The following is a 26,397-nucleotide window of genomic DNA, read 5'->3' as shown; positions in this document are numbered from 1 at the left end:
ACACCTCATCCGTAAATATTCGGATGGAAGTAGTCGAAGAGAGGCCTGTCGATTGGCTGGTCGAACCGAAGGTCCATGTGGACGACATCGAGTGATTTTCCATGTTGGTCTGGCATTGTGCTCTGCACGGCATCATGCGCGATCGCCTGACCCAAGAAGTAGAACTCAGTGCCTTCAGCGTCGTCCTTTTTGACGAACACGTACAGGTCGACCTCGTTTCCGACGATGGTCCGCACCTCCTCGCTGCGCAGCGTCCGACGGCTTCGCGTATACCAGCGCATGCTCGACCTATCGATCAACTCATCCTTATAGGCCGTACTTTCGGCGATGTCGGCGGACTTATGCAAAGTGACAAAAATTGGGCACACACCACTCGCACGGTCGACCTTGTATCCGTACACGGTCGATGTCCACTTTCTCGGCCACCCAAGGTTCCGCATCACTTCCTTGCGGGAATACTGCCGTCCAGGAGTGAATGGCAAGTCCACGTCGTATCGTTCCTTCACGATGTGGCAGCCAGTCTCAATCAGATCGTCGACCTCTTGTGCGAACCTTGCATTCTGGAGGTATGAACTATGAACGTCGCCCCGCAGCATTATGGACCCTCCGTTCTGGATCTGCACGATTCCTTCGCCATAACGGTTTGTGTCAGCCTGTGCATGACCCGAAAGCGAAAAAGTGTCGACGGCACTCTGGACTGTCCGCGGTGAGTGATCTATTCCTTCCGCTCGAAGTGCGTCTTCGAAGGCTCCGACCGAAATGCTGCCAGTGCGTAGCAGCATCCGCATCAAGATGAATTCGTGCAGACGCCTGGAGGGAAACAACTCGTGTGACATGAGGCCCAGAACTTTTTCCTCCCAGGGTGCCAACTCCGTCTCATAGCCCAGAAGTGATTTGGCGAGGGCCGGATAGTGTTCCTTCCGGGTCGCGAGCAGGATCGGATCTACCGACTCGAATCGATGGAAATCGGCGAGCCTGGGTAACCCGCCCACGCGATTCCTCATGGACTCCAACGCCGATTTCAAACGCATCATGCTGTCCAAATTGGTCTGGGAAATCGAGCGAAGAATTCGTTCTTGCGAAATCTTGTCGAACCTGACACTTGAAAGCCCCGGCAGCACGCCGGATTCCTCGGCCGCAATCAGATTCTTGCGCAGCGATTCCTTGTTGAGCGAGTCATCGCCGAACAGGGCAATCGGAATCATGAAGTTGTTCGCGTAGTTGCCGATGAAGTCGATGACGACCAAGTACTCCTTCCCAGATGACTTGCGAAGTCCGCGGCCGAGTTGCTGGACAAATACGATCGCGGACTGCGTCTGCCGCAGCATGATGACTTGGTTTATCGACGGGATGTCGATGCCCTCGTTGAAGATGTCCACCGTAAGGATGTAGTCCAGTTCTCCGGCTTCCAGCTTACGAACGGCATCCTCGCGCACGGCGATCGTGTCATCTCCGGATAGGGCCACGGTCCGGAGCCTGTGCCCGCGAAGCGAGTGCCCGTTGAGTTCGAGAGACAACGCACTGGCCTCGTCCCTGCGCGCGCAAAAAATAAGACCACGTGGTGGAGCACCTGCCTGGCCGTAGGTTTCGATGGCTGTAAGTATGTGCTCGATGCGCTCGGGTCGAACGAGGCTGTGAAGGTCCGCGCCATCCGTGAGCGTCGTTCCGTCGTCGTACGTGACGTCGGCGATGCCGTAATAATGGAAAGGACTGAGCATGTCCGCTTCCAGCGCGTGATTTAGGCGTATTTCATACGGGACGTTGTAGTCGAAGAGCTCGAAGACATTGAAGCCGTCACTCCGCTCAGGAGTGGCGGTCATCCCCATTAGGAACTTCGGTTCGAAGTGGTTGAGGACTCTCTGATAACTCACAGCTCCCGTCCGGTGGGCCTCGTCGATGAGGATGTACTCGAAGTGCTCGCTGCCGAACTGGTGGAGGACGCCGGGCTGCGAGAGCGTTTGGACGGTTGCGAAGACGAAGCGGCTGTTCGTTTCTTTGACTGTTCCGGTCAGCTTTCCGAAGTCGCGGTGGGATCCGCCGAGCACTTTGCGATACTCCTCGATAGTCCGGTCGAGGATTTGCTCCCGGTGAACCATAAACAGCATGCGCTGCGGCTGGTACGCGCGGACATCGAGGGCCGACAGGATAGTCTTTCCGGTCCCCGTGGCCGAGATAACGATGGCTCGCTTGTGGCCCGCGATGCGTACTTCTTCGAGGGCGGCCAAAGCATCTCGCTGCATCAGGTTCGGGACGATCCCATTGGCACTCGGCGCAGCTTCGTCCAGCTCGTCGGACGGACTCGGCGAAATGCGCGGTCGACTGGCAGGCGGCACATAGGCCGCTGAATAAGCTGCGATCCATTCCTCGGTCAGCGGCACCGACTCGTCAAGTTGCCTCGCCAACAGTCCCGATATCTGGTCTGCCAGGTCACTTTCTCGCGCTGCCGAAACCTTGAGATTCCACTCGTGGTTCCGCACGATGGCGCTCTCAGTCAGGTTGGAGCTCCCAACCATCGCGGTGATCAGCCGCTTGTGTTCGAAGAGATAGCCCTTGGGATGAAAGGCTTCCGCTCGATGTATCCGGACATCGACACCTAGATGCCGCAAGTTGAGGAGCTCGGCAAATGCAGCCGGCGAATTGAACCCAAGGTAGTCCGAAGTGATAATCCTCCCGGGTCCATCGAAGTCGACAAGCTCTTGCTTCAAGAGAGCGATAGCACGAGGTGTTACGAACGCAACGGAGAACGCAAAGGCATCGCACCGGCTTAGTTCTTCCCGAAGCGTTCTCAGGACCGATCCACTCTCATTGTTCAGAACAACCTCGGGGTTGAACTGGCGCTGCGAGTGGGCGGCCTTGATCAGAAACCCGTGGTTTATGTCGCGCGCAAAGTGGTCAACGAAAGAGAGGTCGATGTTCACGCGACGAGCTGAGCGCGAATTAGCTCGACCGCCGGGATGTCGGCAGGAGCCCACTCGAGTTCGAACAGGCTTTCCGGGGAGAGCCAGCGGACGTCGGTGTGCTCGGTCAGCTGCGGCGTTCCCGCTGAGAGCGTGCAGTAGAACGTCGTTAACACGATAGTTGCGAAGTCATACTCGTGCGTCGTGGTGGTTACTTCCTCACCGACTTCGACTTGGCACCTGAGCTCTTCGTTGATTTCACGCTCAAGGGCCTGGCGTGGGGTCTCGGTCCGCTCAATCTTGCCGCCGGGGAATTCCCACAAGCCGCTTAAGCTCCCCGCACCTCCGCGTTGAGCGCAGAGGACTTTACCGTTCTCCAGGATGACGGCGCCAACAACGTTGATCTGCTTCTTCACTAACCCTCGTTTGAAAAGGAACGCCCTACTCGGGTGGTTCATCAGCTCTTCTCGTAGATCCTATTCGACGCCGCTAGATTGGCCTCGAACCCTCGCTGAGCCTGTCGGATTGGCATGTGTTTTGTTCTTCTCGTGCGGCGTCGGATGCACAAAAATGCTCGAAGGACCCCACGGACGTGCCAGGAACCATTGACTTTACGACGGGCCGAGATGGGGACTTCGAGCCAGTTCAGTAGACGATAGCTGCGACGCGTTTACGACGGACGCAGCCACTGACACAAATCCGTTGCGATCAGCTCGGAGTCCTCCCTTTTTACGTGATCCTCCCGTTAGGGTCAGAAATGTGGCTATTGGAGACGTAGAGAAGAGCTTTCAGACAGCGGCCCTACAGGACGGCGTCGTTCTCACACGACACAAGGTCCCGTGGATCAATCAGCAGGGTCACTTCGGGCTTCCACCTCAGGCTGGATCCGCAGCGACCGCCTTGCATGCCATTTTCCTAGCGCTCAAGGGCGACGCGGCGGTGCAGGCCGGAAAGCGCACCACGGCACTTCCCGGTGACTTCGTGCATGTCGAAAGCGGCACTGTGATTGAGGTGGACGAATTCCAGCATTTCACCAGCCACCGGCGCATGACATTCGATTTCTATCCCGCCGACTTCCCCATCAATTACGATTTGGACGAATACCAAGGCCTGTGTCAGAGACTTGCACCGCGGGCCGATTCCTACCGCGCAACCAAAGACGCCATTGGGTTCGGAAGTGGCGGAAGACAGAGGCAGAGGGCGTATTACGATGCCCTCCGCGACTTGGCCCTACCCTCTATGGCACAACCGCCCATCGTCAGGGTCCCTGTTGTGGATGGCGACGGGTCAGGAGCATACCTTCGCCACCGAGACAGAATTGTTTCGGCTATCAATCGCTGAGCCGCTTAGTAGCGGCGTTTTAGCGGTACGGCGCGCCTGCCAGGACTGTTCGTCCTGTCTTGCTACTCACGCGAGTCCCCGGCTTCCCGCGTGTTAACCCTGGATTGTGAGACGCCGCATCTTCTGCGGCACACAGGACAACAATTTTTGGGTACCCCACCAATCGGAGTCGAGGCACGAAGCTCCGCATAGGGTCAAAAGACGATGGCTTCATACGGCGACAGCGGCAGCATGCCTAGCCACAGCACTAGGAACCAAGCGGAAAGCGGATACCTCCATGGCACCCAAGCAAGACCCGGACCACGAGACCGACGCGGACTCCGGACCGCACGGCGGCGTGCAGTCCGTGGACCGCGCCCTCGCCATCCTGGAGATCATCGCGCGCCTCGGCGACGCCGGCCTCAGCGAGATCGCCGAGGAGATCGGCATCCACAAGTCCACGGCCTCCCGGCTGCTCGGATCCCTCGTGGCCCGGGACATCGTCCAGCAGAACAGCGAACGCGGGAAGTACCAGCTCGGCTTCGGCATCCTCCGCCTCGCCAGCTCCATCCCCGGCCGGCTCAGCCTGGTCCGCGAGTCCCGCACGGTCCTGGAGGCTCTCGCGGACGAGCACAAGGAAACCGTCAACCTCGCCGTCATGCGCTCCAACTTCGCCGTCAACGTCGACCAGGCCATGGGCCCCTCCACGCTCGCCGCGTACGACTGGGTCGGCAGCCTCACCCCGCTGCACACGACGTCCAGCGGCAAGGTCCTCCTCGCCGCGCTGCCCGCCGAGGAGCGCCAGCAGATCCTGAAGGAAACCGGCATGACGGCGCGCACGCCGAAGACCATCACCAGCCGCAAGGAACTCGAGCTCCAGCTCGTGGAGGTCGCCCGCGACGGCTACGCCATCAGCGAGGAGGAATACGAGATCGGCATCAACGCCGTCGCCGTCCCCGTGCGCAACCACCTGGGCACCGTCGTCGGATCCATCAGCATCGCCGGCCCGGCCTTCCGCTTCGACCCCGCCCAAAAGCCCGGCCTCCTCGAATCGCTCAAGGAAGCCGGGCTCCAGGCCAGCGCCAACATGGGCTACACGCCGCGTTAGCCGCGCGGGACCGCGTCCCCCACCATCTCCTGCACCCAGTCGTGGAACGCGCCGATATGGTGCTCGCTCGGGACCAGCACGCCGCCCTTCGCGTAGACCTTCGAGCCCATGGCCGGCTGGCACCGCTCGCACGCGTCGAAGTCCTGCTGGTTCACCCGGTGGAACAGCTCCACGGACGCCGTGACGTCCTTCCCGCTCTCCACCACGCTGGGCAGGTACAGCCAGTCGCACTCCACGATGGTGCGGTCCACGGCCATCGGGAACATGCGGTGGATGATCACGTGGTCCGGGACCAGGTTCACGAACACCGTGGGCTTGATGGTGATCGCGTAGTACCGCCGGTCCTGGTCCTCCCCCACCCCGGGGATCGCCTCCAGGCCCTCGGACCCGTCGATCGTGAAGCCCTTGACCTCGTCGCCGAACTCCGCGCCGTGCCCCACGAAGTACTGCGCGGCCAGGCCGTCGGCGAACTCCGGCAGCACCTCCGTCAGCTCCGGGTGGATGGTGGAGCAGTGGTAGCCGGTCCGCTTGCCCAGGGCGAGGTTCGCGACGTCGTACCCCTCGATCGCCTGGACGCTCCCGAGCCGCTCCTCGATCGCCCCCCACGATGTCCTCCTCGAACGATCGGTGGTGCTGAACCGCACGATTGGGTGGTGCTCAAAACCTCAAATACTCACTCGACCAGCGCCCCGTGCCCGATCAGCCACGGCCCGACCGCCTTCAGTCCCCCGGCGATGGTCCGCACCGGGCCGTAGACGGTGAACCGTCCGTAGGGGCGCTGCTCCACGGAGAGCGCGGTGAAGGCGTCGTCGTCGGCCGGGCGTTCGGGGCCCTCGGCGAGCGCCAGCCCGCGCAGGGACTTGTCCGGCACCCCGGCGGAGGACGCGACGGGGATTCCGCCGACCGTCCAGCACTCCCCCAGCGCGGACAGGAAGGCGGGTCCGCGGACGATGTAGCGGCCGTGTTCGGTGCTCTGGATGAGCGCGTGGAAGGAGGCGCCGTCGCGCAGTGCCTTGCAGGCTGTTTTGAGGGCGGGGAGGTCGCGCTTGGCGGTGCCCTCCACCGCGGCGGCGCCCGCGGGGGCGGTGGCGGCGGCCAGCTCGATGTCCGCGGTGACCGCGCCGCCGAGGTAGGTGTCGACGTATTCCCTCTCGGAGATCACGGCGACGCCGTAGTCCCGGGCCTTGCGCGCCTTGGTGGAGTCGACGTCGGGATCGCCCGCCACCAGCAGCGCCGTCTTCTTCGACACGCCGGGTCCGACGACGAATCCGGCCTCCGTGGTGGCCTTGGCAAGGTCGTTCTTGTCGACCAGTTCCAGGGAGGTGAAGACAATCTGGTCGCCGGGCTGAAGTTCGGGTGCACTCATGGTGGTTGAGTCTATCGGCGGGACCATTCTTGTTTCTTCCGGAACTATTGTTCCGATTCCGGTGGATTGGCCATCAGTCCCCTACTCCGCTCTGTCATTTCGGAAATATCTTGCCGATTGTGGCATTTGTGGCCATGATTGGTCCCATGGAAGCTAGGAATCGGAAGGATAGTTCCGCATGACCATCGAGAGCGCGGACACCGCACGGACCATCGGTGAGGCCATCCGGCGCGCCCGCAAGGACGCGGGGCTGACGCAGACGCAACTGGGCGAGCTCGTCGGCCTCTCCGACAGGACGGTGCGGGAGATCGAAAAGGGTGCGGGAACCCCCAGCCTGGGGGCCGTGGCCGCCGCCGCCAACGCCCTCGGGCTCAAGTTGGCGATCAGCTAATGCTCGCCGACCTGGACAACCTGCGGTTCGTGGCCGACGCCGATGTCCATAAGGGAGGCCGGCTGGCCGGCCATCTGCGGCGTGACGCGGCCGGCGTCGTCGCGTTCTCCTATTCGGCAGGATACGACGGCGCGGCCGTCGCCTCCACGCTGCCCCTCGACGGCGGGACGTTTGCGCGCCCGGGAGGCGGCCTCCCTCCCTTCTTCGCCGGTCTTCTACCGGAAGGCCACCGGTTGAGCGTCCTGCGGCGGGCCACCAAGACCAGCATGGACGACGAGTTGACCCTATTACTGGCCGTCGGTGCGGACACCCCGGGAGACGTTCAGGTGGTGCCCGCGGGCGAATCCCCCACGACGCCCGCGCCGCTGGTGTCCGCCCGCCCCGGCGAACTGGACTTTGCGGCCCTGACCGACGCGCCTGACCTCCATGGGATTCCGGGGGTGCAGGCCAAGGCCAGCGCGACCATGCTCACGGTGCCGGTCGCCTTCGGCGCCGCCGGGGCGATCCTGAAGATCGACCCGCCGGGCTATCCGCACCTCGTCGCCAACGAGGCCGCCCACCTGGTGGCCGCGCGGCAACTCAGGATCCCGGTGGCCCGGGCGGCCGTTGTCCACGACCGGAACGGAGTCCCCGGTCTCTTGGTGCAGCGCTTCGACCGCGCGGTTCCCGCACCCGCCGCCCCGACGACCCGGCTGGCCATGGAGGACGCTTCGCAGGCGCTCGACATCCTGCCCGCGGCGAAGTACGCGGTGGCGGCGGAGGACGCCGTCCTCGCCCTCACGCGACTGACCAAGGCGCCGGCCGTCGCGGCCCGGAACTTCTACCTGCAGTTCGTGTTTGCCTGGCTGACGGGCAACGGCGACCTGCACGCAAAGAACGTCGCGGTGCTCGCGGACCCACAGGGCGGCTTCGTTGCCTCCCCGGTCTACGACATCCCCTGCACCGCTCTCTACGGTGACATGACCCTGGCCCTGCCCCTTGCGGGGCGAACCAAGAACCTGCGGTTGCGGCACTGGGACGAGTTCGCCGACAGCATCGGACTGCCTCAGAAGGCGGCCCGGAGCGCCAACGCGTCGGCGCTGAAGGCCGCCGGACGGGTCGACCTGGCTTCGCTGCCGTTCGCGGGTTCGCCGCTCCACGGCGCCGAGAGGGAAATACGGCACCGGCGGGGCGAGCTCGCGGACTAGTCACCCGCGTCGGCCCACCGCAGGACCCGGAGCGCCCGCAGCGTGTTCCAGCGGCTCGGCTCGCCCTCGGGCGCATCGACGTGGAGGTAGGTCTCGCCGGGCCACGCTATCCCCGCTGCCCACCGTCCGTCGTCGCCGCGCCGGGAAACCAGCTCCTCCAGCGCGGGCGCGAGCCGCGGATCGACCGGGCCGCCGACGCTCCGGAAGTGGTCGAGCGCGCGCAGCACGTCGTAGAACCAGTAGGGCGGGAAGGAGAAGTTCAGGTACCGGCGCTCGACTACCTCGCCCGTCGAGAGCCGCCGGAACAGCGACCTCTCGAGCAGGTACTCCTCGCCCCGCCGTCGTGCCTCGGCCGCCCGCTCCGCGCCGGTGCCCGCCGCGCACTCGTACTCGAGCAGCCCCTCGACCACGCACAACGTGGTGTCGAACGAGGAGCGCTTCGACTCCGGCGCCTCGCAGTTCCACCCGCCGTCGTCCAGCTGCTCGTCGAAAAGCCGCGCGAGGATCCGCTCGCTGCCCTCGCCGACGACACCAAAATAGGCGCCCTGCGCGAGGACGCCGCCGTTGATGCAGGGCTCCACCTCGCCATGGAAGTACGGCAGGTCGTCCCAGTAGTGCCACGTGACGTTGTCGCGCACTTTCCCCACCGCGCGGACGACGGCGGGGTCGCGGGGGTCCACGCCCAGGCGGCGCAGCAGCGCCAGGGTCCACATGACGCTCCGGCGGCAGCCGTCTTCGCCGTATTCGTCGTTGTTCCAGTAGCCGCGATCGTCCTGCAGGGACAGCAGCTCCGCCCCGTGCCCCTCCCGGGCGACGCGCGCCCGCTCCACCCGGAAGACATCCTCCGGCTCGTCGAGGAGGTCTTGCATGACCTGCCAGCGGAGGGAGGGATCGGCGTCGAGCAACCAGTCGGTGATCTGCATGCCCCCATGCTCGACGACGGCGCGGCGCCGCGCCAGAGCCTACACTCCTTTGTAGCACCTTGCTACACTCGACACATGGCCACCATTCCGACGCGCATCAGCAACGAGCTCTTCGCGCAAGCCCAAGCCACAGGACGGCTCAGCAGCCGAAGCGGAGCCCAGCAGATCGACCACTGGGCGCGCATCGGCCGCGAGTTGGAATCCTCCCCCGCCATCAACAACCGGGACATCGAACGCGTACTGGCCGGCGATGGCGCCTACGATTCCCTATCCGAGAGGGAGCAGGCAGTTGTGCGCGCCAGTTGGGAGGAACGGATCGACAGCGGGATTGCGGCACTCAACTTCGAGGTGGAATTCACGGAGGCCGGGCGCTCCTGGACCGAGGCCGATCCCGAGGGGAACCCGGTCCACCGCCCGTGACCGCGGTACTGCACCTGCTGGCCGGACCGAACGGCGCCGGGAAGTCCACGCTCGTTGAACGTGTCCTTCAGCCGTCAACCGGCCTGCCGTTCATCAACGCGGATGTCATCGCCGCCCGGGAGTGGCCCGGCGCAGAGGAAGTCCACGCCTACGAGGCGGCCAAGATGGCGAACCGGGAGAGGGACGCAATGCTCCGGCAGCGTAAATCGTTCATCACCGAGACCGTCTTCAGCCATCCCAGCAAGATCGATCTGGTCAAGGGGGCATCCGTGCTCAAGTACCAAGTAACCCTGCACGTTCTCATGATCCCGCTGAGCGTCTCACTTGCACGCGTCGCGGAGCGGGTGAGCCTGGGCGGGCATTCCGTGCCGGAGGAGAAAATCGTGGCCCGCTACGACAGGCTGTGGGGGTACATCGCGGAGGCACGGAAAATCGCGGACACAACGAAGGTGTACGACAATTCCAGTGCTCGTCACCCTTTCCGGCTCACGGCCGAATACAGCCACGGCTCCCTGGCTTTTGAGACGAGGTGGCCAGCCTGGGCACCGGCCGCCCTGCGCTAATTGCAAGCGACGGCGTCTGCTGCGGAACGAGATCCGAAGGATGGAACCAGACCGGAAAGTGCCGAGTATTCGATCGAACGACGGCGGTCCTGCTCCTTCCGGAACGTTCCTACTTGAGGTCCAAGAGGCTGACGGTGTGCAGGATGTGCTGCGACATCTCCTGGCGAGCGCGTTCGACGTCGCGCGCTTCGAGCGCCTCGACGATGCGTTCGTGGTCCCCGTGCCGCTCGGCCGTGTGCTCCGCGAAACCCCCGGTCCACGCGACGGTGTTGACAAGGTAGTCGCTGAGGTCCCACATCCGCCTGGAGAGCGAATCGATCACCCGCGACGCGGCCATCTCGTGGATTCGGGAGTGGAACCGCCGGTTGGACTCGCGGTACCGACGCGCCCGCACCTCGACCGAGTCCTCCTCCGACAACCGCTGGGTTTCACCCAAAAGACGTCGGAGCGCCAGCACCTGGCCGTCGTCGCACCGCGTGGCCGCCGCCGCGGCCACAGCCCCCTCGGATCCTGCGAAGACGCGGAAGAAGTCGGCGATCTCGTTTTGGGTATAGGCCATCGGACGGCAGCCGACTTGCGGCACGATCTCGACGATTCCGTCTGAGGCCAGTAGGCGGAACGCCTCCATCAACGGCTGCTTGGAGACGCCATAATCCTGCCGGAGGCTCTCAATCGAAATGCGCTTGCCCGCCGGGAACTCGCCCTCAACCAGTCGGGTCTTCAACAGGCCATACACCCGCCCCGACAGCCGGCCGGCCACGACCTCGTGTCCCATGCCACCGCCATCCTGCACTCCGCTCATGCGCCCATCATCCCATCCCCTCCGCCGTGCCGCACAGCGGAACGAGTGCCGCAAACTGGCATGCTAGCCGTCTAGTGTGACAGTGATCCACACAACACCCCCTTGGGAGCCGCACCATATGAACAAGACGCATGCGCCTGTCCCCGATGCCCCTGGCATCGGACCGGCGGAGGAATCCACCGCATACGACACCGACGTCTTTATCGTTGGAACTGGGCCGATGGGTGCCACCACCGCCCTTGCCCTCGCTAGCTACGGTGTCCGCACCATGGTGGCCTCGCAGTGGTCGTGGCTTGCCAATACCCCTCGGGCCCACATCACCAACCAGCGGGCCGTGGAGGTTCTCCGCGACCTCGGCGTGGAAGAGGAGGTCGCCCAGCAGGGGGTCCCGTGGGACCAGATGGGAGACACGCTGTTCACCACGTCCCTCGCCGGCCCAGAAATCGCCCGGCTGCAGACCTGGGGCAGCGGAGACCTCCGTTCGGGCGACTATCTCAAGAACAGTCCCTGCACCATGCTCGATGTCCCCCAGACCGTGATGGAGCCCATCCTCGTCAAGAACGCGGCGGCCCGTGGCGCAAAAGTCGCCTTCTCCACCCTCTACCTCGGTCACGAGCAGGACGACGTCGGCGTCAGCATCCAGCTGCTGAACCGCACATCCAACCAGGAGTACACCGTCCGGGCGCGCTACCTGGTCGGAGCGGACGGGGCGAAAAGCCAGATTGCTGAAGAGATCGGCCTCGAGTTCGTGGGTCACACCGCGCGCGCCGGGACCGCATACGTGCGCTTCACGGCCGACCTGTCCCGGCATGTTGCGCACCGCCCGTCCATCCTGCACTGGATCATGAACCCGGCCGCGAATTTCGGTGAGATCGGCATGGGGCTGCTCCGCGCCGTGCGCCCGTGGGACGAGTGGATCGCCGGCTGGGGTTTCGACATCGCCGCCGGAGAACCGGACCTCAGTGATGAGCGGGTCACCGCTCAGATCCGCACGCTCGTGGGCGATCCGGAACTGCAGGTCGAGTTGCAGGGATCCAGCGTCTGGTACGTGAACCAACAACACGCCACGACCATGTCCCGGGGGCGGGTCTTCTGCGGCGGCGACGCCACCCACCGGCACCCGCCGAGTAGCGGATTGGGATCCAACACCTGCATGCAGGACGCCCACAACCTCGCGTGGAAGCTCGCGTTCGCGGTCAAGGGTCATGCAGGCCAACAGCTCCTGGAGACCTACTCCGAGGAGCGCGCCCCCATCGGCGCGCAAATCGTCGCCCGTGCCAATCAGTCGAGGCTGGATTACGCGCCGTTCCGGGACTGCTTCGACACGTCCGGTGAGGACGGAACCCACGACATCCAGCACGGGCTGGACCGCCTGAACGACCCGGGCGAGGAGGGAGAGCGGCTGCGGGCCCGCCTGCAGGCTGCGCTCGAGCTGAAAAACGACGAATTCAACGCGCTCGGCACCGAAACCAACCAACGCTACGCCAGTTCGGCCGTCCTCCCTGATCCGAACGCCGGCGAGGAAGCCTTCGCCCAGGACCCCGGACTGCACGCGCAACCGACCACCCGACCCGGCGCGAAGCTCCGCCACGCCTGGCTGGTGGATCCCAGCGGGCGTCGGATCTCGACGCTGGACGTCGTCGGACGGGGAAAGTTCACGCTGATCACCGGGTTGTCCGGAACCGCGTGGAAAAGCGCGGCACGGGAACTGGGACTGCCGTGGCTCCGCACCGTCGTCGTCGGCGAACGCGGCACCACCGACCCGTACATGTACTGGGCCCGTGTCCGCGAAATCGCCGAGGCCGGCGCGCTACTCGTCAGGCCCGACGGCGTCGTGGCCTGGCGGCAAACCGAACCCGTCCGCGAGGCGGACGCCGCCCGCACGCAACTGCGCACGGCACTCGAAACCGTCCTTTCAACCACCCTCCCAACCCTTCAGGAAGTCTCATGAGCACCAGCAAAGCAACCGCCGGTCGAACGTCGCCCTTCAAGGTGGCCATGGCGAGCTTCATCGGAACCACCATCGAGTACTACGACTTCTTCATCTACGGGACAGCGGCCGCCCTGGTCTTTCCCCAGCTGTTCTTCCCCGAGGCGACGCCGGTGATGGGCACCCTGCTTTCCTTTGCCACATTCGGCGTCGGATTCCTGGCCCGTCCGGTCGGTGGCATTATCTTCGGCCACTTCGGGGACAGGGTGGGCCGCAAGCAGATGCTCATCATCTCCCTGGTGGGGATGGGCCTGGCCACGCTGCTCATGGGGCTCCTGCCCGGCTACGCACAAATCGGCATCGCCGCTCCCATCCTGCTCACCGTCCTGCGGCTCTTCCAGGGCGTGATGGTCGGCGGCGAGTGGGGTGGCGCGACGCTCATGGCCGTCGAGCACGCGCCCAAGGGCAAGAAGGGCTTCTACGGTGCCTTCCCACAGACGGGGGCGCCCGCCGGAACCGCACTGGCTACCGTGGCATTCCTCGCCGCATCGACGATGCCCGACGAGGCCTTCCTGACGTGGGGATGGCGACTGCCCTTCCTGGCCAGTGCCGCGCTCGTCGTCGTGGGCCTGTTCATCCGGCTCAGCATCGCCGAATCCCCGGCGTTCGCGGCGGCACGCCAACAGAAGGAACTGGTCAAGGTCCCGCTCGTTGAGGCGTTCAGGCGCCACCCCAAGGAGATCTTCCTGATCGCGGGAACCTACCTTTCCCAGGGAGTCCTGGCCTACATCACCATGGCATACCTGGTCAGCTACGCGTCCAACGTCGTTGGCCTGGACCGGACCATGGCCCTCCTCGGTGTGCTGATCGCCGCCGTCATTGCCGTGGTCCTCTACCCGGTGTTCGGCGCCCTCTCCGACACCTGGGGCCGCAAGACCATGTATTTCATCGGCGCGGTGGCCATGTTGCTCTCCATTTGGCCGGCATTCGCCATGATCAACACGGGCACCGTCGCCGGATTCATGGGCGGCGTGGTACTGATCTTCGGCATCGCGATGCCACCCGCAGCGGGGGTGACCGGTTCGCTGTTCTCCATGGTGTTCAGTCGCGAGGTCCGGTACACCGGGGCCTCGGTGGGCTACACGATCTCGCAGATCGCCGGGCCTGCCTTTGCCCCGACCATCGCCACAGCACTCTTTGCGGCCTATGGAACCTCGGACGCCATCGTCGTGTACCTGGTGGTCGTCGCCGTCATTTCCTGCGTCTCCGTTGCCCTGCTTCCCGGCGGATGGGGTCGCAGGGAGGTAGAACACAACCGTCTGACCCAAGAAGAGCCGGAAGAGCTACTGGTCTAACGGTGCGCCGGCGGACTGGCCCGATGGCTATTCCGCCGGCGTCTCCGGCGGGCAACAGATGCTGCCTAAGAGAGCACGTCCTTCGTCGCGAACTTTCCGTACGCCAGCGCGCCGAACACCAGCACGTAGCCGCCCTGCAGCAGGGCGTTCTCCCCGAACGAGGTCCACAGGATCGGCTCCCGCAGCAGGTCCGCGAACCCGAACCAGTGGTGCGTGAACAGCCACGGATGCAGCCAGTCCAGCTGCGGCAACTGGCCCAGGATCTGCGCGGCCACGGACAGCACAGCCGTCGCCGCCATCGCCCCCACGGGCACGTCCGTCAGCGTGGAGATGAACAGCCCCACCGCCGCGAGCCCCATCAGCGAGACGGCCACGTACGCGGCGATCAGGCCGATCCGCAAGAACGACTCCCCCAGCTCCAACGTATCCCCGGACAGCAGGGTCACCGGACCCGCGGGGAACAGCGCCAGGCCGACCAGGACGCCGGACAGCGCAACGGACAGCGCGGCGGCCACGCAGAACGCCGCGGCCCCGATGTACTTCACGAGCAGCAGCCGCGCGCGCGACGCCGGGGCGATCAGCAGGTACCGCAGCGTCCCGTGCCCGGCCTCCCCCGCGATCGTGTCCCCGGACGCCACGGACACGGTCAGCGGCAGGAACAGCGGGATGCACATGAACATCCCCACGATCGCCACGTACAGCCCGTTGCCCGCCACCCGGTCCAGGAACGCGGGACCACGGCCCGACGGCGGCCCGGACGTCAGGCGCACGGCCAGCGCGATCAGCACCGGCACGGCGGCGAGCGCGACAAGCATCGCCCACGTCCGACGACGCCGGAACACCATCCCCAGCTCCGAAACCAACAACGCGCTACTGCGCAAGATCGAACCCCTCCCCCGTCAGTTCCACGAAACGCTCCTCCAGGCTGGGCCGCTCCACCGAGAAGCCGCGCACGGGAACCCCGGCGGCGACGAGCTCGGCGACAATCAGTTCGGGCTCCGGCCCGCCGTCGGGCAACGGCGCCCGCACGACGCCCTCAATAACACCCGGCACCAAACCGAGCCGTGCCAGGACGGCGCGGGCGCCGGCGTCGTCCGGTGTCTTGACGCTGACGTAGCTGACGCCGCCGGCGCGGAGGTCCGCGAGCGTGCCCTGCGCGACCTTGTTGCCGACGCTCATGACCGCCGCGTGCGTGCACATCTGCTCGATCTCACTGAGCAGGTGGCTGGAGACGAACACCGTGGTGCCGGCCCCGGCGAGCGAGGCGATGAGGTGCCGCACCTCGCGGGTGCCCTGCGGATCCAGTCCGTTGGTGGGCTCGTCCAGCACCAGCAGCTCGTGGTCCGACGCCAGCGCGTTGGCGATGCCGAGCCGCTGCTTCATGCCCAGCGAATACGCGTGGACGGCGAGCCGCGCCGCCTTGGCCAGGCCCACCGTCTCCAGCGCCCGGTCCACGCGCTTCCTGCGCGTGGCGGGGTCGGCGCGACGGTCGGCGGCGTCGAGGCGCAGCAGGTTGGCACGGCCGGAAAGATAGGGGTAGAACGCGGGCCCCTCCACCAGCGCGCCCACCCGCGGCAACACGTCCATGGCCCGCTCCGGCATGGACCGGCCGAGCACCTCGATGCTGCCGCTGGACGGGGTCGCCAGGCCCAGCAGCATGCGGATGGTGGTGGTCTTGCCGGACCCGTTGGGCCCGAGGAAACCGAACACGGAGCCGTGCGGCACGGCCAGGTCCAGGTTGTTGACCGCGTGGCGCTTGCCGAACTGCTTGCTCAGCCGCGTGGTCTCGATCGCGAGGTCCCCGGTGGGGGCCGGTGCGCTCACTCGGCGTCGGCCGCGGCCTGAAGCCGCTCCACGGGCACCGAGCCGACGAACACGCGGCCGTCGTCGGTGATCAGCACGTTGACCAGCGAGGTGTGGAGGAGGCGTCCGCCGTCGACCTCCGTGGCGAGCTGATCCAGCAGCGCGGAATCGGTCAGCTCCGCCGGGACCTGCTCGGCGGGAACCCGCACGACGGCATCCCAGCCGTCGCCGTCGACGGCGTCCTCAAGCGTCTTTCGGTGTTCGGCGCCGTGGTTGGCCTTGCGTTCGGCGCGGTCCTCGGCCGAGCCCTTGCCCTTGTGGTTCTGGCCGCCCTTGCCGCGCTGCTTGTCGCCGCCGGGCGCCTTCTTCTCCTCGACGGTGGCGCCGGCCGGTGGCTCGAACTCGAACAGGTCGGCGTCCGGGGTCTCCGGCGTGAACCGGGTGAACGCCGCCGAGATGGCCGGCTCCTCCTGGTCGACGGCGTCGACGGTGACTGCCAGCGGGACGCCGGTCTCGGCGTCGACCCCGATGGTCACGTCCTCGACGAGCGTCTGGTCCGTCTGCGGGGTGAGCACCAGGTTGTAGACGTCGCGGCCGGCGACGGACGACCCCTCCTCGACGGTGACGTCGGTGGACTCGCCCGCGTGGTCCAGGAAGCGTTCGGCGAGCTGGTCCGGCGTCGTCGGGATGTCCGCGTGGGACTTGTGTCCGCCGTGGTTTTGGTGGGACTTGCCGCCCTTGTGGTCCGGCAGCGTGGTGTGGACGGCGCTGTTGTCTTCGGAGTCGTAGATCCAGACGCTGGCGCCCTTGCGGATGATGTTGCGCTCCTCCATGCCGTCCATGACCTGGAGGCGCGACTTGTTCTTCCCGTCGACGAACACGCGGGCCTCGTTCGTTCCGGAGACGAGGTTGAGCAGCTCCGCGATCCGGGAGTCCAGCTCGGGACCGGCGGCGCCGTCCTCTGCCCCGCCGTCGTCCACTGGCGATTCGGCCCCGGGCGATCCGCCGTGCGGCGGGCCGAACGAGGAGGAGGCTCCGGCGTCTGGCAGTGCGGGGATGCCGAGGCTGGTGGAGGTGCGGAACTCGCCGGAGAACGCCTTGACGTCCGCGTCGGCGACCATCTGAAGCACCTGCTCCGGCGTCTTCGGCTCCAGCACGACCTCCGCGTTGGCCGACATCGTGGCACCTAGGGCCAGCGCGGCGATCGTGGCGGGCACGACCGCCGCCGGCATCCACTTCTTCACAACAGGTTTCATGGCACTTCCCCAGTCCAAACTCTCGGTACTCATACCGTACGCCGGTGGGCGGGGACGGGCGAGCCGTGCCGGCTGGGAGTTCGCGGCGAATCCTGGCACGGCCAATCGGTCGGGGGCGAGTGGTTGGCTGGTTTTGGGCGGCAATCCCTGCCGCACATCGGGGTTGGCCGCCGGGGGTGGCCAGGGGGGAGAGTCATGTCGGACCACTACGAAATCATCGGCGCCTACGCACCACTGGTGCGGCCGCTGTATCCGGCGCAGAAATCGGAGAAGGAACTCATGCTGAAAGCGCTCCGCGTCTTCGGATGCGCTAACAAGGAAGCGCTCCTGGCGACCATCGGGCAGATTCTGGGGCGGCCATTCCCAAGCATCGAGAAGATGCGCTCCTCGGACGCCCGCAAAGTCATTGACGCCTGCAATCGCGCCAAGCGGCAGCGCCGGCAGCCGTCCCGCTAGACCAACGGGCACTGCGCCGCAGACGGACCGCGGCCAGTCCGGGGCGCATTGTTACGCGTTCACCGGCGGCCCGACCGTGCCGCTTACCCCGCGGCTGATGGGCCGGTCAGTTCCATCACGCACAACACATTCCCGGCGGGGTCCTTGAACCACGCCATGTTGTAGCCCCCGCGCGCAGGACCCCCTTCGGATCCATGTCGAAACCGGGCATGTCGTAGATCTCCGTGGAGACGCCGGCTCCATTCACGGCATCGACTGCCGCCTCGGCGTCGCCGACCATGAAATTCATAATCGTGAAGTCCGCGGGACGGTGGTCGTCCTTGGGGTATATGAGAGCGGCGCCGCCGCCGGGCAGCTCGACGTCGAGCGTGCCCATGGGGCCATCGTGGACGGTGAACCCGAGGACCCCGCCGTAGAACGACTTCGCCGCGCCCGTGCTGTCGACGCTGAACGTGGGTACTGTCTTTTTGATGGATACCATCGTCGGCTCCCTGATTTCGGGGTGGTGGCTTCGTTTCCACGAAGGCACCACCGGGGACCGTTGACCAGAGCGCACTCGTCACGGGCCATGCAGGATACTTGTCCTTGACGAACACCACCGAAGCACCGACCCACGCAGGAAGGCACCATGTCCAAGAAGCTGTCCATATTCGGTCGTATCGCCCAGCTCGGCAGGGCCAACGTGAACTCCGCAATCGACTCGGCGGAGGATCCGCAGAAGATGTTGGACCAGATGGTCCGCGACTTCACGAACAACATCGCCGAGGCAGAGCAGTCCGTCGCCCAGACCATCGGCAACCTGCGCATGATCGAAACCGACCAGAAGGCCGACCTGCAGGACGCCGCCGACTGGGGCCGCAAGGCCCTCGCGGCCTCCAGCAAGGCCGAGGAATTCCGTGCGGCCGGCAACGCTGCCAACGCCGCGAAGTTCGACAACCTCGCCAAGGTCGCCATCCAGAATCAGATCCGCGAAGAGAGCGAAGCGAAGGCCCTGGAGGCCACGATCGCCTCCCAGACCCAAATCGTGGAGAAGCTCAAGACCGGCCTCGAGGGCATGAAGCGCAAGCGCACCGAACTGGTCGCCCAGCGCAACCAACTGGTCGCGCGCTCCCGCAACGCCGACGCGCAGAACAAAATGATGGACGCCGTGAAGTCGATCGACATCATGGACCCGTCCAGCGAAGTCGGACGATTCGAGGAAAAAATCCGGCGCGAGGAAGCCCGCGCGCTCGGTGCCGCCGAGCTGGCGTCGTCGTCCCTCGACTCGCAGTTCGAGGAGCTCGAGGACCTCGGCGAGGTTTCCGAGGTCGAGGCCCGGCTCGCTGCCCTCAAGTCGCAGAGCAAGCCGGCGATCGAGAGCTAGCCACAAGCCTGGCCGCGCTCGGCCAAGCCGTCGACGCCGGTGCCGGACAGCGCTGGCGTCGACGACCGCGTTACTGCGTTCGCAGCGACGGTGAAACCCAAAATGTCGGAGCCGACTGGTGTCCTGATGGAGGCGGCAGCACAAGACGCGGCCGTGCTTCTCACTCAGACCGCGGCTGCGGGCCGCACTCATCCGGGGGTTTCACATGAACAACTACACATGGCTCGCGGCGGTCATCGTCGCGACTGCGCTGGCCCTTTCGGGCTGCGCCACGGAGACCGCTTCGTCGACCGACTCCCATTCCAACGCCTCGGCTGTCGCCGACGAACAGGCGGCCGCTGCCGCATCCTCCTCCGCATCCGCGGCAGAAGTTGAGGCCGCGGCCGAGTCTGCCGCGCAAGCCGAGGCAAGCGCCAAGGCCGAAGAGGAGGCAGCCGCGGCGGAAAGGGAACGAATCGCCGCGGAAAAGAAGGCCAAGGAGGCCGAGAAAAAGTCGGCGGCAGCCGCACAAAAGAAGCTCGACAACGCCGAGGAACTGTCCGCACGCGAACTTTCATTGGTGGTAAAGCGCCCCGACGACCACGTCGGAGACGTCATGGTCGTCTACGGAAACATCACCCAGTTCGACGCAGCCACCGGCACGTGCATATTCCGGGCGAACATCGCACACACCAACATGGCCGACACGTGGGACTACGAGCACAACTCCATGTTCGCCGGTGGGGACGGCGACGCCGACTGCGAGTTGCTGGACGACTTCGTGACGGACGACGAGGTTCGCATCACGGCCACGTCGCTGGGCTCGTTCAGCTATGACACGCAGATAGGCGGCAACACCACGGTGCCGATGTTCAACGTCGAAAAGATCACCCTCACGAACTAGCCATGCGGGGACGGCAGTTCAGGAACCGGGCCGCGCGCGGTCCGGTTCCTGGCAGCCGGGTGCGCTCCGGCGTCGTCCTCTGTTCTCGGCCGCTGCCGAGGATACTGTCCGCTATTCGACCTTCTGCTCCGCGAGGATGGCATCAATCTGGCCGAGGGCCTCGCGCATTCCCTCCTCCATGCCCATGTGCGCCATTTCCTCCAGCTGCTCGAGGCTGACGAAGCTGGACACCATCTTCATTCGGGTCTTCTTGTCGTCGCCATCGAGGGTGACGATGCAGTGGGTCACGCCCAGAAAGCCGCTCGGCTCGCCGTCCTCGCCGGCGAATCCGTCGTCGAACTCCAGGCGTCCGGTGGGGTCGACGTCGGTGATCTTCCACCAGCCGTACGCCTTGGTGCCGTCCGGGCCCGTCATGAAGTAGCGGACTTCGCCGTCCATGACGAACTCGAAGCGCTGGAACTTGGCCGGCCACGTCGGCGGACCCCACCAGCGCTCGAGCTGACGCGGATCCTCCCAGACCTGCCAAACCCTCTCCACGCTGGCATCGAACTCGGAGACGAGCTCGAGGGTGAGCTTCTCCGCGTCTTTGGTGGAACTGATAACCGTCATTTTCCCTGTCCTTTCGCTTGTTCGGAGAGAATGTCCCCGATCCGACCGACGCGTCCGCGCCACAACTCCTCGTACGCCGCGAGCAGGTGCGCCGCCCGGCGAATCGCCTCCGGATTTCCGTGCACCATCTGCTCCCTCCCCCGCCGTTTCTTGCTGACGAGCGTGGCCCGCTCGAGGACCGCCACGTGCTTCTGCACCGCGGAGAAGCTCATCTCATAGTTCCGCGCCAATTCCGACACCGACCGCTCCTGGAGCATCGACTGCCGAAGGATGTCGCGTCGGGTCGCATCCGCCAGTGCCTGGAAGATGCGGTCGGTCTCCGTCTCACTCAATTCAAGTACAACCATTTGGTTGTAGATTAGGTGCTTCCGATGCCAACCACAAGGGTGTGGGGCTAGCAACTTCCACCCGCTTTGAATCCCGGCCAAACCGGCCCGAGCTCTGGACACGACATGTCAGCGGACCATACTGGGCAGATGGACAAGCTCACGACAGCCCAGATCCTCGACGCGGCCCTCGACGACTGGAGGCTCCTCGCCCAAGCCCTCCACGGACGCTTCCGCACCAAGAACTTCGCCGGAGGCCTGCGCTTCGTCAACGCCGTCGGCAAGGCCGCCGAGGAGGCCAACCACCATCCCGACCTGACGCTCACCTACCCCCGCGTGGACATCAAGCTGCTCAGCCACGACGCCTCCGGCATCACCGAACGCGACGTGGACCTCGCACGGACGATCAGCGACATCGCCCGCGAACAGGGCATCATCGCGGACCCCGTCGCCCTGGCCGAAATCGAACTGGCGCTCGACACCGCGGACCTCGCCGCCGTCGGGCCGTTCTGGGCCGCGCTTCTGACCGGAAGCACCGACGCCCTGCACGGGGACGACGTCGTGGACCCCAACGGCCGGGTCCCGCTCCTGTGGTTCCAACACACCGACGCGCACGAAACCCCGCGCCAGCGCTTCCACATCGACGTCTGGGTCCCCCACGACGTCGCCGAGCAGCGCATCGAGGCGGCCCTCGTCGCGGGTGGGCGCGTGGTCGACGAGAAGCAGTCGCCGTCCTTCACCCTCCTGGAGGACGCCGAGGGAAACCGCGCCTGTGTCTGCACCGCCTTGGACCGCTGACCGGCCGCGCACTCTTCCCCCACAGCCCCTGGCGCGACCTGCCCTGTCCACTTTCGCGCGGTCCCAGACGACAAGCCCGCTGGCGCGGCGGAAGAATAGATGCATGACCATCGCATGGGCGGGAACGACGACGGCGGGGCCGGACTTTTCGGGCCTCGCGGAGCAGTTGCGCGCCGCCGTCGATGAATTCAGCGGCCAGGTCATCGAGGCGCGAGAGGCTGTCGAACTCCTGCGCGGAGTGGAAGCCCTCGCGCGGATGGTCGGGCTCGCCCAGATGTCCGCCGCCCAGGTCGCGGAGCGTTCGAATGTCGCCGGGCTGGGAATGTCCGGCACCGGGGCGGGCAACAAGTCCGAATACCGGTCCACTGCCGACTTTCTCTCCAAGACGCTGATGATCCCCTTTGGCGACGCGAAGCGGCGCCTGGAAGCGGCGGAACAACTGCTGCCGCGGCAATCCATCACGGGCGAATCGCTTGCTCCGATGTACCCGACGCTCGCCGGTGCCGTACGCGACGGCGGGATCTCCACCAACACGGCACAACTCATTAGCAGGCAATTGCATGGCGTTGCATCGGTCGCCGCCCAGCTCCCCGGAGGCGGCGCCCGCCAGCTGGCCGCCATGGAAGAAAACCTCACCCGGACCGCACTTCAGTCCACGCCGGAAACCGTTCGGAAGGCCGCCCAGAAGTGGGTTCAGGCCTTCGACCAGGACGGGATGGAGCCGTCGGAGCAGACCAAACGGCAACACCTCGGACTCGTGGACCTGGGCAGGAAGTTCGGGCTTCGGCACTTCGAACTCTTCACGGACGACATGCAGGCCGAGAAGCTCCTGGCCGCCTGCCTCCCAGCCGCCAATCCGCGGACCGGACCACGGACTGCGGCGCCGCCGGAGCCGCCGGAGCCGGACGCGGACGCGGGTGGGCACACGGATGCGGGTGGACACGCGGACGCACGAGCAAGCGAAGCCTCGGCCGGGAGAGCCGTCGGAACCGCCGTCGACATCGCGGGCAACACCATTCCGGCGGCGTTCGCAGCGGCCACGCCAGACGGCGAGCCCGCAGAGGCCCCCGAAGACCCACGCTCTCGGCCCGAGAAGTTGCTCGACGGCCTGATCATGGCCATCGACGCCGGCCTGATCTCCGGCAAGCTGCCCCGAAATGGCGGCCACCGCCCTCAGGTCATGGTGACCATCGACTACCAGACGCTCCTCGACCAACTCGACGAGCTGGACCCCGGGCACCTGCCCACCTCGGAGACCGCGATCGGTGGTCGCATCCACCCCGCGCACATCCGGCAGGCGGCTTGCGGCGCCGAGATCATCCCGGTGGTCATGGGAGGCGAGGGCCAGGTGCTCGAGGTCGGCCGCGGAGAACGCCTCTTCACCCCGGAGCAACTCAAGATCCTCTACGCACGAGACCGTGGCTGCAGTTTCCCGGGATGCACCGTGCACGCTTTCATGACCGAGGCGCACCACATACTCCCCTGGTCCCACGGCGGCCCGACAGACGTCGACAACGGGGTCCTCGCTTGCTCGTTCCACCACCACCTCGCACATGCGGGCGACTGGACCATCGTCGTTGCCGCAGGCGTTCCGTACTGGGTGCCGCCGCCGTGGGTGGATCCCGCACAACCCCGTTTGCGGAACACCTATTTCCATCCCGACGTCGGAACGGCGCTCGCCGGATTGTGACACCTGCGGTGGTGGGCACTTCGTCGACACCGACGTGCCGAACCGGGTTACCCTTATCCGGATGGCCACACTCCGCGAAGCCCAGAAAACGATGACGAAACGGCTCCTGCTCGACGGGGCGCCGGGACTTTTCGAAACCAAGGGCTACGCCGCGACCACCATCGACGACCCTGCCGTCGGCGCGGGCACCTCGCGGACGACGTTCTACACGCACTTTCCGTCCAAGACCGTGCTGGTGGCGGACCTGATCATCCGCCTCGGCAAGATCCCGACGGATCACGACGAGCCGGCGCTGGCCACGACCGGGTCCGCGTGCCGCCTGCTCACCGAACAGTAGAAACCTCCCCCACTCCCTTACCGAAAGGCACCGCCGTGAGCTCGCTCAAGGACCAACTCCGCGCAGACATGACCGCCCACCTGAAGTCCGGCAACAAGTTGGCCCTGATGACCCTGAGGAACCTGCTCGGCGAGATCAACACCAAGGAAAAGGGCGGCAAGACGCCGATCGAGCTCGACGACGCGCAGGTCACGTCGCTGCTCCAAAAGGAGGCGGCCCGCCGCCGCGAAACCGCTCAGACCTACACCGACGCCGGCCAGGACGACCGCGCCGCGCAGGAAAGCTCCGAGGCGGACTTCATCGAGACGTACCTCCCCGCCGCGCTGACGGAGGACGACGTCGCCGCGATCGTCGACCGCGCCATCGCTACTCTCACGTCCGGCGGCGAGGCTCCGGGCATGCGCCAGATGGGCCAGGTCATGAAGCTGGTCTCCGCCGAGGTGGCGGGCCGCTACGACGGCAAGGCCACCAGCGAGATGGTCAAGGCCCGCCTCGCCTAGGCAGCCTTATACATTCCGGCGCTCCCCGTGACGGACCCATCGTTGCGGCGGCACGCTGTTTCGAACCTCCCCGCGCCGCGTCCCGCTAAATAGGGGGTCCCGGACCCTTTTCGCCTCGGCCCGCCGGGGCTACATTGGTTCCATTGGGGAACAGCCCACGCGTTTTCTTGGGGAACACGCGTTTTTGGGGAGAATCCGGGCTGTTCGGGGGAGCAGGGGGACACCATGTCCGTGCACGCACTGGACCATACGGATTACGGCACCGCAGACGTCGCCGGGTGGGACACGGGCGCCGCCGTCGGGACGGACACCACGCACGTGGCCCTGCGCAAGGCCCAACAACTGTGCGCGTTCCGGCTGAAGGTCGGACTGTTCTGCCGCAGCATGGGTCTGGCCACCTACTGGCGGGACGAGGTAATGGACTGGCGCCAGGCCGTGCCGGTGCACACGGGCCGGTTCTCGGACTACGCGCTCCGGCTCGGCACCCACGACCCCGACCGCCTGCTGCGCGCCGTCCACAGGCTTCCCGAACACCGCAAACTCGACGCCATCGTGGTGCACGAGGCGCCCGACTTCACCGACCTCGAGTGGCGAATCCTGCGGGCCTCGCTCCGGACCCCCGTCTGCCCCGAAAACCACGTCGCCGGACGCGTGTTCGCGTACTCGGACGTCGCGCAGGCCGACGCCGTGGCCGCCCCGTCCGTTCCCGCCAGCTTCCAGCCATGCTTCACGGACGACGCCGAGGACCTCGCCATGGACTGTGTCGTCGCGCTGCGGCGCGAGGGCTGGCGGAAGAGCGAGATCGCCGTCCTCACCACGGGACGGCGCCACCCGTACCACGAGGCGAACCTCCTGGACGCGGCCTCGCCGACCGCATACTGGGCCTCCTGCCACGCCGGCGACGAGGAGTTCTACGGACAGGTGCGCGAATTTCGCGGACTCGAGCGCCCCGCCGTCGTGCTGTGCGTGAACGGCTTCGACGACTCGGCCACCGCCGCCGAGCAGATGCGCGTCGGACTGTCCCGCGCGCGGAACCGCCTGGTCGTCGTCGGCAACCCCGCCGTCATCGACGCGGCCGCCGGCCGGGGAACGACGTCGGTGCTCGCCCGCGCGCTGCCGACCCGGGCGGCGCTCGCCCGGAGGCTGCCCCCTACGACAGCGACAGCGCGAAGCTGAGGACGAAACCCGCCGTCGTGCTCAGGGCCACCGCGGGGCCGCCGTGCTCGTAGGCCTCCGGCATGAGGGTGTCGGCGAGCGAGGCGATCACGGCCCCGGCGGCGAATGCCAACGGCAGCGAAATGGTCTCCGGGTCGCTGCCGGAGAGCGGGCCGGCGCCGACCACGACCGCGGCGACCAGCAGCACCGCGCACACGGACCACAGGCCGACGACGCGTCCCGCCGATTTCCCCTGACTGCGCATCGAGGCCGCCCCGACGAGCGCCTCGGGCAGGTTGGAAACGAAGATGGCGGCCAGCAGGGCCAGTCCGCCGGTCCCCTCGGTCAGCGAGACGCCGAGCGCGATGTTCTCCGGGACGCCGTCCAGGGTCACGGCCGCGAGCAACGCCATGCCGGCCGCCCCGTGCGTGGACGCCTTGCCCGGGGCCTTCTCCTGGGCCGCCGCGTCCGTGTCCAGCTTCGCGCTGCCGTCGAACTCGTCGACGGGCGCGCCCTCGGTGGCCTCGCCGGGCTGCGCCAGCCGGTCCAGGAAGGCACTCAGAGCCGTGAACACCGCGGCGCCGGCCAGCAGGCCCAAGGCCGCCCGCCACATGCCGCCCTTCTCGTAGGCGTCGAGGAACAGTTCGAAGGTCAGCGCCGTGATCAGGGCGCCGGCCGCGAACGCCAGCAGCATCGCCAACACGCGCTTGGGCAGCTCGAACCGGACACCAACCAGCGCCCCCAGCACCAACGCGCTGGAGGCGACCGCACCGAAAATCAGAGAGGATCCCACGGCGCCCAGTATTAATCGGAGCGGTTGCCGGCCGCAATGGGTGGACTGTTGCCGGCCGCCGTGGATGGACGATCGCCTGCCGGATGGGTGGACTGGACGCCCCTCTTCCCTTGCGGGACCACCCCCACGACTGTTAGGCCTAGTAGAAGGGCCGAAACAGCAACTA

The 26,397-nt window shown here is 66.2% G+C and carries 29 protein-coding genes; 16 read left to right on the top strand and 13 right to left on the bottom strand.

The genetic code is table 11. From position 1 onward, the window contains the following. Positions 1 to 5: 5 nt before the first annotated feature. A complete protein-coding gene (locus tag AC0QSG_RS16345; RefSeq protein ID WP_475376172.1) occupies positions 6 to 2,918 on the bottom strand; it encodes a DEAD/DEAH box helicase in 2,913 nt (970 codons plus the stop codon). Next, positions 2,915 to 3,313, bottom strand: coding sequence for a (deoxy)nucleoside triphosphate pyrophosphohydrolase (locus tag AC0QSG_RS16340; protein WP_475376171.1), 399 nt, complete (start codon positions 3,311 to 3,313; stop codon positions 2,915 to 2,917). The genes AC0QSG_RS16345 and AC0QSG_RS16340 overlap by 4 nt, the downstream gene beginning before the upstream one ends. Before the next feature lie 343 nt (positions 3,314 to 3,656). Here AC0QSG_RS16340 and AC0QSG_RS16335 point away from each other — a divergent pair, with 343 nt between their 5' ends. Continuing rightward, positions 3,657 to 4,238 carry a hypothetical protein gene (locus tag AC0QSG_RS16335; protein ID WP_475376170.1) on the top strand — a complete coding sequence of 194 codons (582 nt, stop codon included), beginning with the start codon at positions 3,657 to 3,659 and terminating at the stop codon, positions 4,236 to 4,238. Between the two features lie 277 nt (positions 4,239 to 4,515). Next, on the top strand, positions 4,516 to 5,325 hold the full coding sequence (locus tag AC0QSG_RS16330) for an IclR family transcriptional regulator (protein ID WP_475376169.1): 810 nt from the start codon (positions 4,516 to 4,518) through the stop codon (positions 5,323 to 5,325). On the opposite strand, the gene AC0QSG_RS16325 is transcribed toward AC0QSG_RS16330, so the two are convergent. Together AC0QSG_RS16325 and AC0QSG_RS16320 are read right to left on the bottom strand one after the other, a co-directional pair. Next, on the bottom strand, positions 5,322 to 5,969 hold the full coding sequence (locus AC0QSG_RS16325) for an SRPBCC family protein (RefSeq protein ID WP_475376168.1): 648 nt from the start codon (positions 5,967 to 5,969) through the stop codon (positions 5,322 to 5,324). The two genes, AC0QSG_RS16330 and AC0QSG_RS16325, sit on opposite strands and share 4 nt — an antisense overlap. A gap of 29 nt (positions 5,970 to 5,998) precedes the next feature. Then, positions 5,999 to 6,691, bottom strand: a complete 693-nt coding sequence (locus tag AC0QSG_RS16320) for a BRCT domain-containing protein (protein WP_475376167.1) — start codon at positions 6,689 to 6,691, stop codon at positions 5,999 to 6,001. A 178-nt stretch (positions 6,692 to 6,869) separates the two neighbouring features. Here AC0QSG_RS16320 and AC0QSG_RS16315 point away from each other — a divergent pair, with 178 nt between their 5' ends. After that, the gene (locus tag AC0QSG_RS16315) at positions 6,870 to 7,082 is read left to right on the top strand and encodes a helix-turn-helix transcriptional regulator (protein ID WP_475376166.1); all 213 of its coding nucleotides are present in this window, start codon (positions 6,870 to 6,872) and stop codon (positions 7,080 to 7,082) included. Then, positions 7,082 to 8,269: a type II toxin-antitoxin system HipA family toxin gene (locus AC0QSG_RS16310; RefSeq protein ID WP_475376165.1), complete on the top strand. Its 1,188-nt coding sequence runs from the start codon at positions 7,082 to 7,084 to the stop codon at positions 8,267 to 8,269. Before AC0QSG_RS16315 ends, AC0QSG_RS16310 begins: the two co-directional genes overlap by 1 nt. Here AC0QSG_RS16310 and AC0QSG_RS16305 read toward each other — a convergent pair. Next, positions 8,266 to 9,192 (bottom strand): hypothetical protein, encoded by a 927-nt coding sequence (locus AC0QSG_RS16305; protein ID WP_435726969.1) that lies wholly within the window; start codon positions 9,190 to 9,192, stop codon positions 8,266 to 8,268. The genes AC0QSG_RS16310 and AC0QSG_RS16305 overlap by 4 nt on opposite strands. Before the next feature lie 75 nt (positions 9,193 to 9,267). Here AC0QSG_RS16305 and AC0QSG_RS16300 point away from each other — a divergent pair, with 75 nt between their 5' ends. Both AC0QSG_RS16300 and AC0QSG_RS16295 read left to right on the top strand, forming a co-directional pair. After that, positions 9,268 to 9,612 carry a TA system antitoxin ParD family protein gene (locus tag AC0QSG_RS16300; RefSeq protein ID WP_475376164.1) on the top strand — a complete coding sequence of 115 codons (345 nt, stop codon included), beginning with the start codon at positions 9,268 to 9,270 and terminating at the stop codon, positions 9,610 to 9,612. Then, positions 9,609 to 10,175: an ATPase gene (locus tag AC0QSG_RS16295; protein ID WP_475376163.1), complete on the top strand. Its 567-nt coding sequence runs from the start codon at positions 9,609 to 9,611 to the stop codon at positions 10,173 to 10,175. Before AC0QSG_RS16300 ends, AC0QSG_RS16295 begins: the two co-directional genes overlap by 4 nt. Before the next feature lie 109 nt (positions 10,176 to 10,284). Here AC0QSG_RS16295 and AC0QSG_RS16290 read toward each other — a convergent pair whose 3' ends face one another. Then, complete coding sequence (locus AC0QSG_RS16290) at positions 10,285 to 10,977, bottom strand: GntR family transcriptional regulator (RefSeq protein ID WP_475376162.1); 693 nt, start codon at positions 10,975 to 10,977, stop codon at positions 10,285 to 10,287. Between the two features lie 118 nt (positions 10,978 to 11,095). On the opposite strand from AC0QSG_RS16290, the gene AC0QSG_RS16285 reads away from it, so the two are divergent. After that, the gene (locus tag AC0QSG_RS16285; protein ID WP_475376161.1) at positions 11,096 to 12,928 is read left to right on the top strand and encodes an FAD-dependent monooxygenase; all 1,833 of its coding nucleotides are present in this window, start codon (positions 11,096 to 11,098) and stop codon (positions 12,926 to 12,928) included. Continuing rightward, entirely contained in the window at positions 12,925 to 14,262 is a 1,338-nt protein-coding gene (locus tag AC0QSG_RS16280) for an MFS transporter (protein WP_475376160.1), read from the top strand. Before AC0QSG_RS16285 ends, AC0QSG_RS16280 begins: the two co-directional genes overlap by 4 nt. A 65-nt stretch (positions 14,263 to 14,327) precedes the next feature. Here AC0QSG_RS16280 and AC0QSG_RS16275 read toward each other — a convergent pair whose 3' ends face one another. Genes AC0QSG_RS16275 through AC0QSG_RS16265 form a run of 3 tightly spaced genes read right to left on the bottom strand, consistent with a single transcriptional unit; the run spans position 14,328 to position 17,321 of the window. Beyond that, complete coding sequence (locus AC0QSG_RS16275; protein WP_475377339.1) at positions 14,328 to 15,107, bottom strand: ABC transporter permease; 780 nt, start codon at positions 15,105 to 15,107, stop codon at positions 14,328 to 14,330. A 25-nt stretch (positions 15,108 to 15,132) separates the two neighbouring features. After that, a complete protein-coding gene (locus tag AC0QSG_RS16270) occupies positions 15,133 to 16,086 on the bottom strand; it encodes an ABC transporter ATP-binding protein (RefSeq protein ID WP_475376159.1) in 954 nt (317 codons plus the stop codon). Then, positions 16,083 to 17,321, bottom strand: a complete 1,239-nt coding sequence (locus AC0QSG_RS16265) for a LolA family protein (RefSeq protein WP_475376158.1) — start codon at positions 17,319 to 17,321, stop codon at positions 16,083 to 16,085. The genes AC0QSG_RS16270 and AC0QSG_RS16265 overlap by 4 nt, the downstream gene beginning before the upstream one ends. A gap of 195 nt (positions 17,322 to 17,516) precedes the next feature. On the opposite strand from AC0QSG_RS16265, the gene AC0QSG_RS16260 reads away from it, so the two are divergent. Beyond that, the gene (locus AC0QSG_RS16260; RefSeq protein ID WP_475376157.1) at positions 17,517 to 17,777 is read left to right on the top strand and encodes a hypothetical protein; all 261 of its coding nucleotides are present in this window, start codon (positions 17,517 to 17,519) and stop codon (positions 17,775 to 17,777) included. A 115-nt stretch (positions 17,778 to 17,892) separates the two neighbouring features. Here the strand turns inward: AC0QSG_RS16260 and AC0QSG_RS16255 are convergent, their stop codons facing one another. Further along, complete coding sequence (locus AC0QSG_RS16255; RefSeq protein ID WP_475376156.1) at positions 17,893 to 18,258, bottom strand: VOC family protein; 366 nt, start codon at positions 18,256 to 18,258, stop codon at positions 17,893 to 17,895. A gap of 147 nt (positions 18,259 to 18,405) precedes the next feature. Here AC0QSG_RS16255 and AC0QSG_RS16250 point away from each other — a divergent pair, with 147 nt between their 5' ends. Together AC0QSG_RS16250 and AC0QSG_RS16245 are read left to right on the top strand one after the other, a co-directional pair. Next, positions 18,406 to 19,140 (top strand): PspA/IM30 family protein, encoded by a 735-nt coding sequence (locus AC0QSG_RS16250; protein ID WP_475376155.1) that lies wholly within the window; start codon positions 18,406 to 18,408, stop codon positions 19,138 to 19,140. Positions 19,141 to 19,345: 205 nt separating this feature from the next. After that, positions 19,346 to 20,023, top strand: coding sequence for a hypothetical protein (locus AC0QSG_RS16245; RefSeq protein ID WP_475376154.1), 678 nt, complete (start codon positions 19,346 to 19,348; stop codon positions 20,021 to 20,023). Between the two features lie 111 nt (positions 20,024 to 20,134). On the opposite strand, the gene AC0QSG_RS16240 is transcribed toward AC0QSG_RS16245, so the two are convergent. Both AC0QSG_RS16240 and AC0QSG_RS16235 read right to left on the bottom strand, forming a co-directional pair. After that, positions 20,135 to 20,632, bottom strand: a complete 498-nt coding sequence (locus AC0QSG_RS16240) for an SRPBCC family protein (RefSeq protein ID WP_475376153.1) — start codon at positions 20,630 to 20,632, stop codon at positions 20,135 to 20,137. Then, positions 20,629 to 20,979 (bottom strand): ArsR/SmtB family transcription factor, encoded by a 351-nt coding sequence (locus AC0QSG_RS16235; protein ID WP_475376152.1) that lies wholly within the window; start codon positions 20,977 to 20,979, stop codon positions 20,629 to 20,631. The genes AC0QSG_RS16240 and AC0QSG_RS16235 overlap by 4 nt, the downstream gene beginning before the upstream one ends. 129 nt (positions 20,980 to 21,108) lie before the next feature. Here AC0QSG_RS16235 and AC0QSG_RS16230 point away from each other — a divergent pair, with 129 nt between their 5' ends. From AC0QSG_RS16230 to AC0QSG_RS16210, 5 genes are all read left to right on the top strand, one after another. Beyond that, the gene (locus AC0QSG_RS16230) at positions 21,109 to 21,756 is read left to right on the top strand and encodes a 4a-hydroxytetrahydrobiopterin dehydratase (protein WP_475376151.1); all 648 of its coding nucleotides are present in this window, start codon (positions 21,109 to 21,111) and stop codon (positions 21,754 to 21,756) included. A 103-nt stretch (positions 21,757 to 21,859) separates the two neighbouring features. Further along, on the top strand, positions 21,860 to 23,446 hold the full coding sequence (locus tag AC0QSG_RS16225) for an HNH endonuclease signature motif containing protein (protein ID WP_475376150.1): 1,587 nt from the start codon (positions 21,860 to 21,862) through the stop codon (positions 23,444 to 23,446). A gap of 61 nt (positions 23,447 to 23,507) precedes the next feature. Beyond that, positions 23,508 to 23,783 carry a TetR/AcrR family transcriptional regulator gene (locus AC0QSG_RS16220; protein ID WP_435726988.1) on the top strand — a complete coding sequence of 92 codons (276 nt, stop codon included), beginning with the start codon at positions 23,508 to 23,510 and terminating at the stop codon, positions 23,781 to 23,783. 35 nt (positions 23,784 to 23,818) lie between these two features. Further along, on the top strand, positions 23,819 to 24,283 hold the full coding sequence (locus AC0QSG_RS16215) for a GatB/YqeY domain-containing protein (protein ID WP_435726989.1): 465 nt from the start codon (positions 23,819 to 23,821) through the stop codon (positions 24,281 to 24,283). 225 nt (positions 24,284 to 24,508) lie between these two features. Then, on the top strand, positions 24,509 to 25,459 hold the full coding sequence (locus tag AC0QSG_RS16210; protein ID WP_435726990.1) for a P-loop NTPase family protein: 951 nt from the start codon (positions 24,509 to 24,511) through the stop codon (positions 25,457 to 25,459). Here AC0QSG_RS16210 and AC0QSG_RS16205 read toward each other — a convergent pair. After that, on the bottom strand, positions 25,434 to 26,231 hold the full coding sequence (locus AC0QSG_RS16205; protein WP_435726991.1) for a ZIP family metal transporter: 798 nt from the start codon (positions 26,229 to 26,231) through the stop codon (positions 25,434 to 25,436). The two genes, AC0QSG_RS16210 and AC0QSG_RS16205, sit on opposite strands and share 26 nt — an antisense overlap. Positions 26,232 to 26,397: the final 166 nt, after the last annotated feature.

Source organism: Arthrobacter sp. LT660, assembly GCF_056172845.1.
This window is presented reverse-complemented; position numbering and strand designations above follow the sequence as displayed.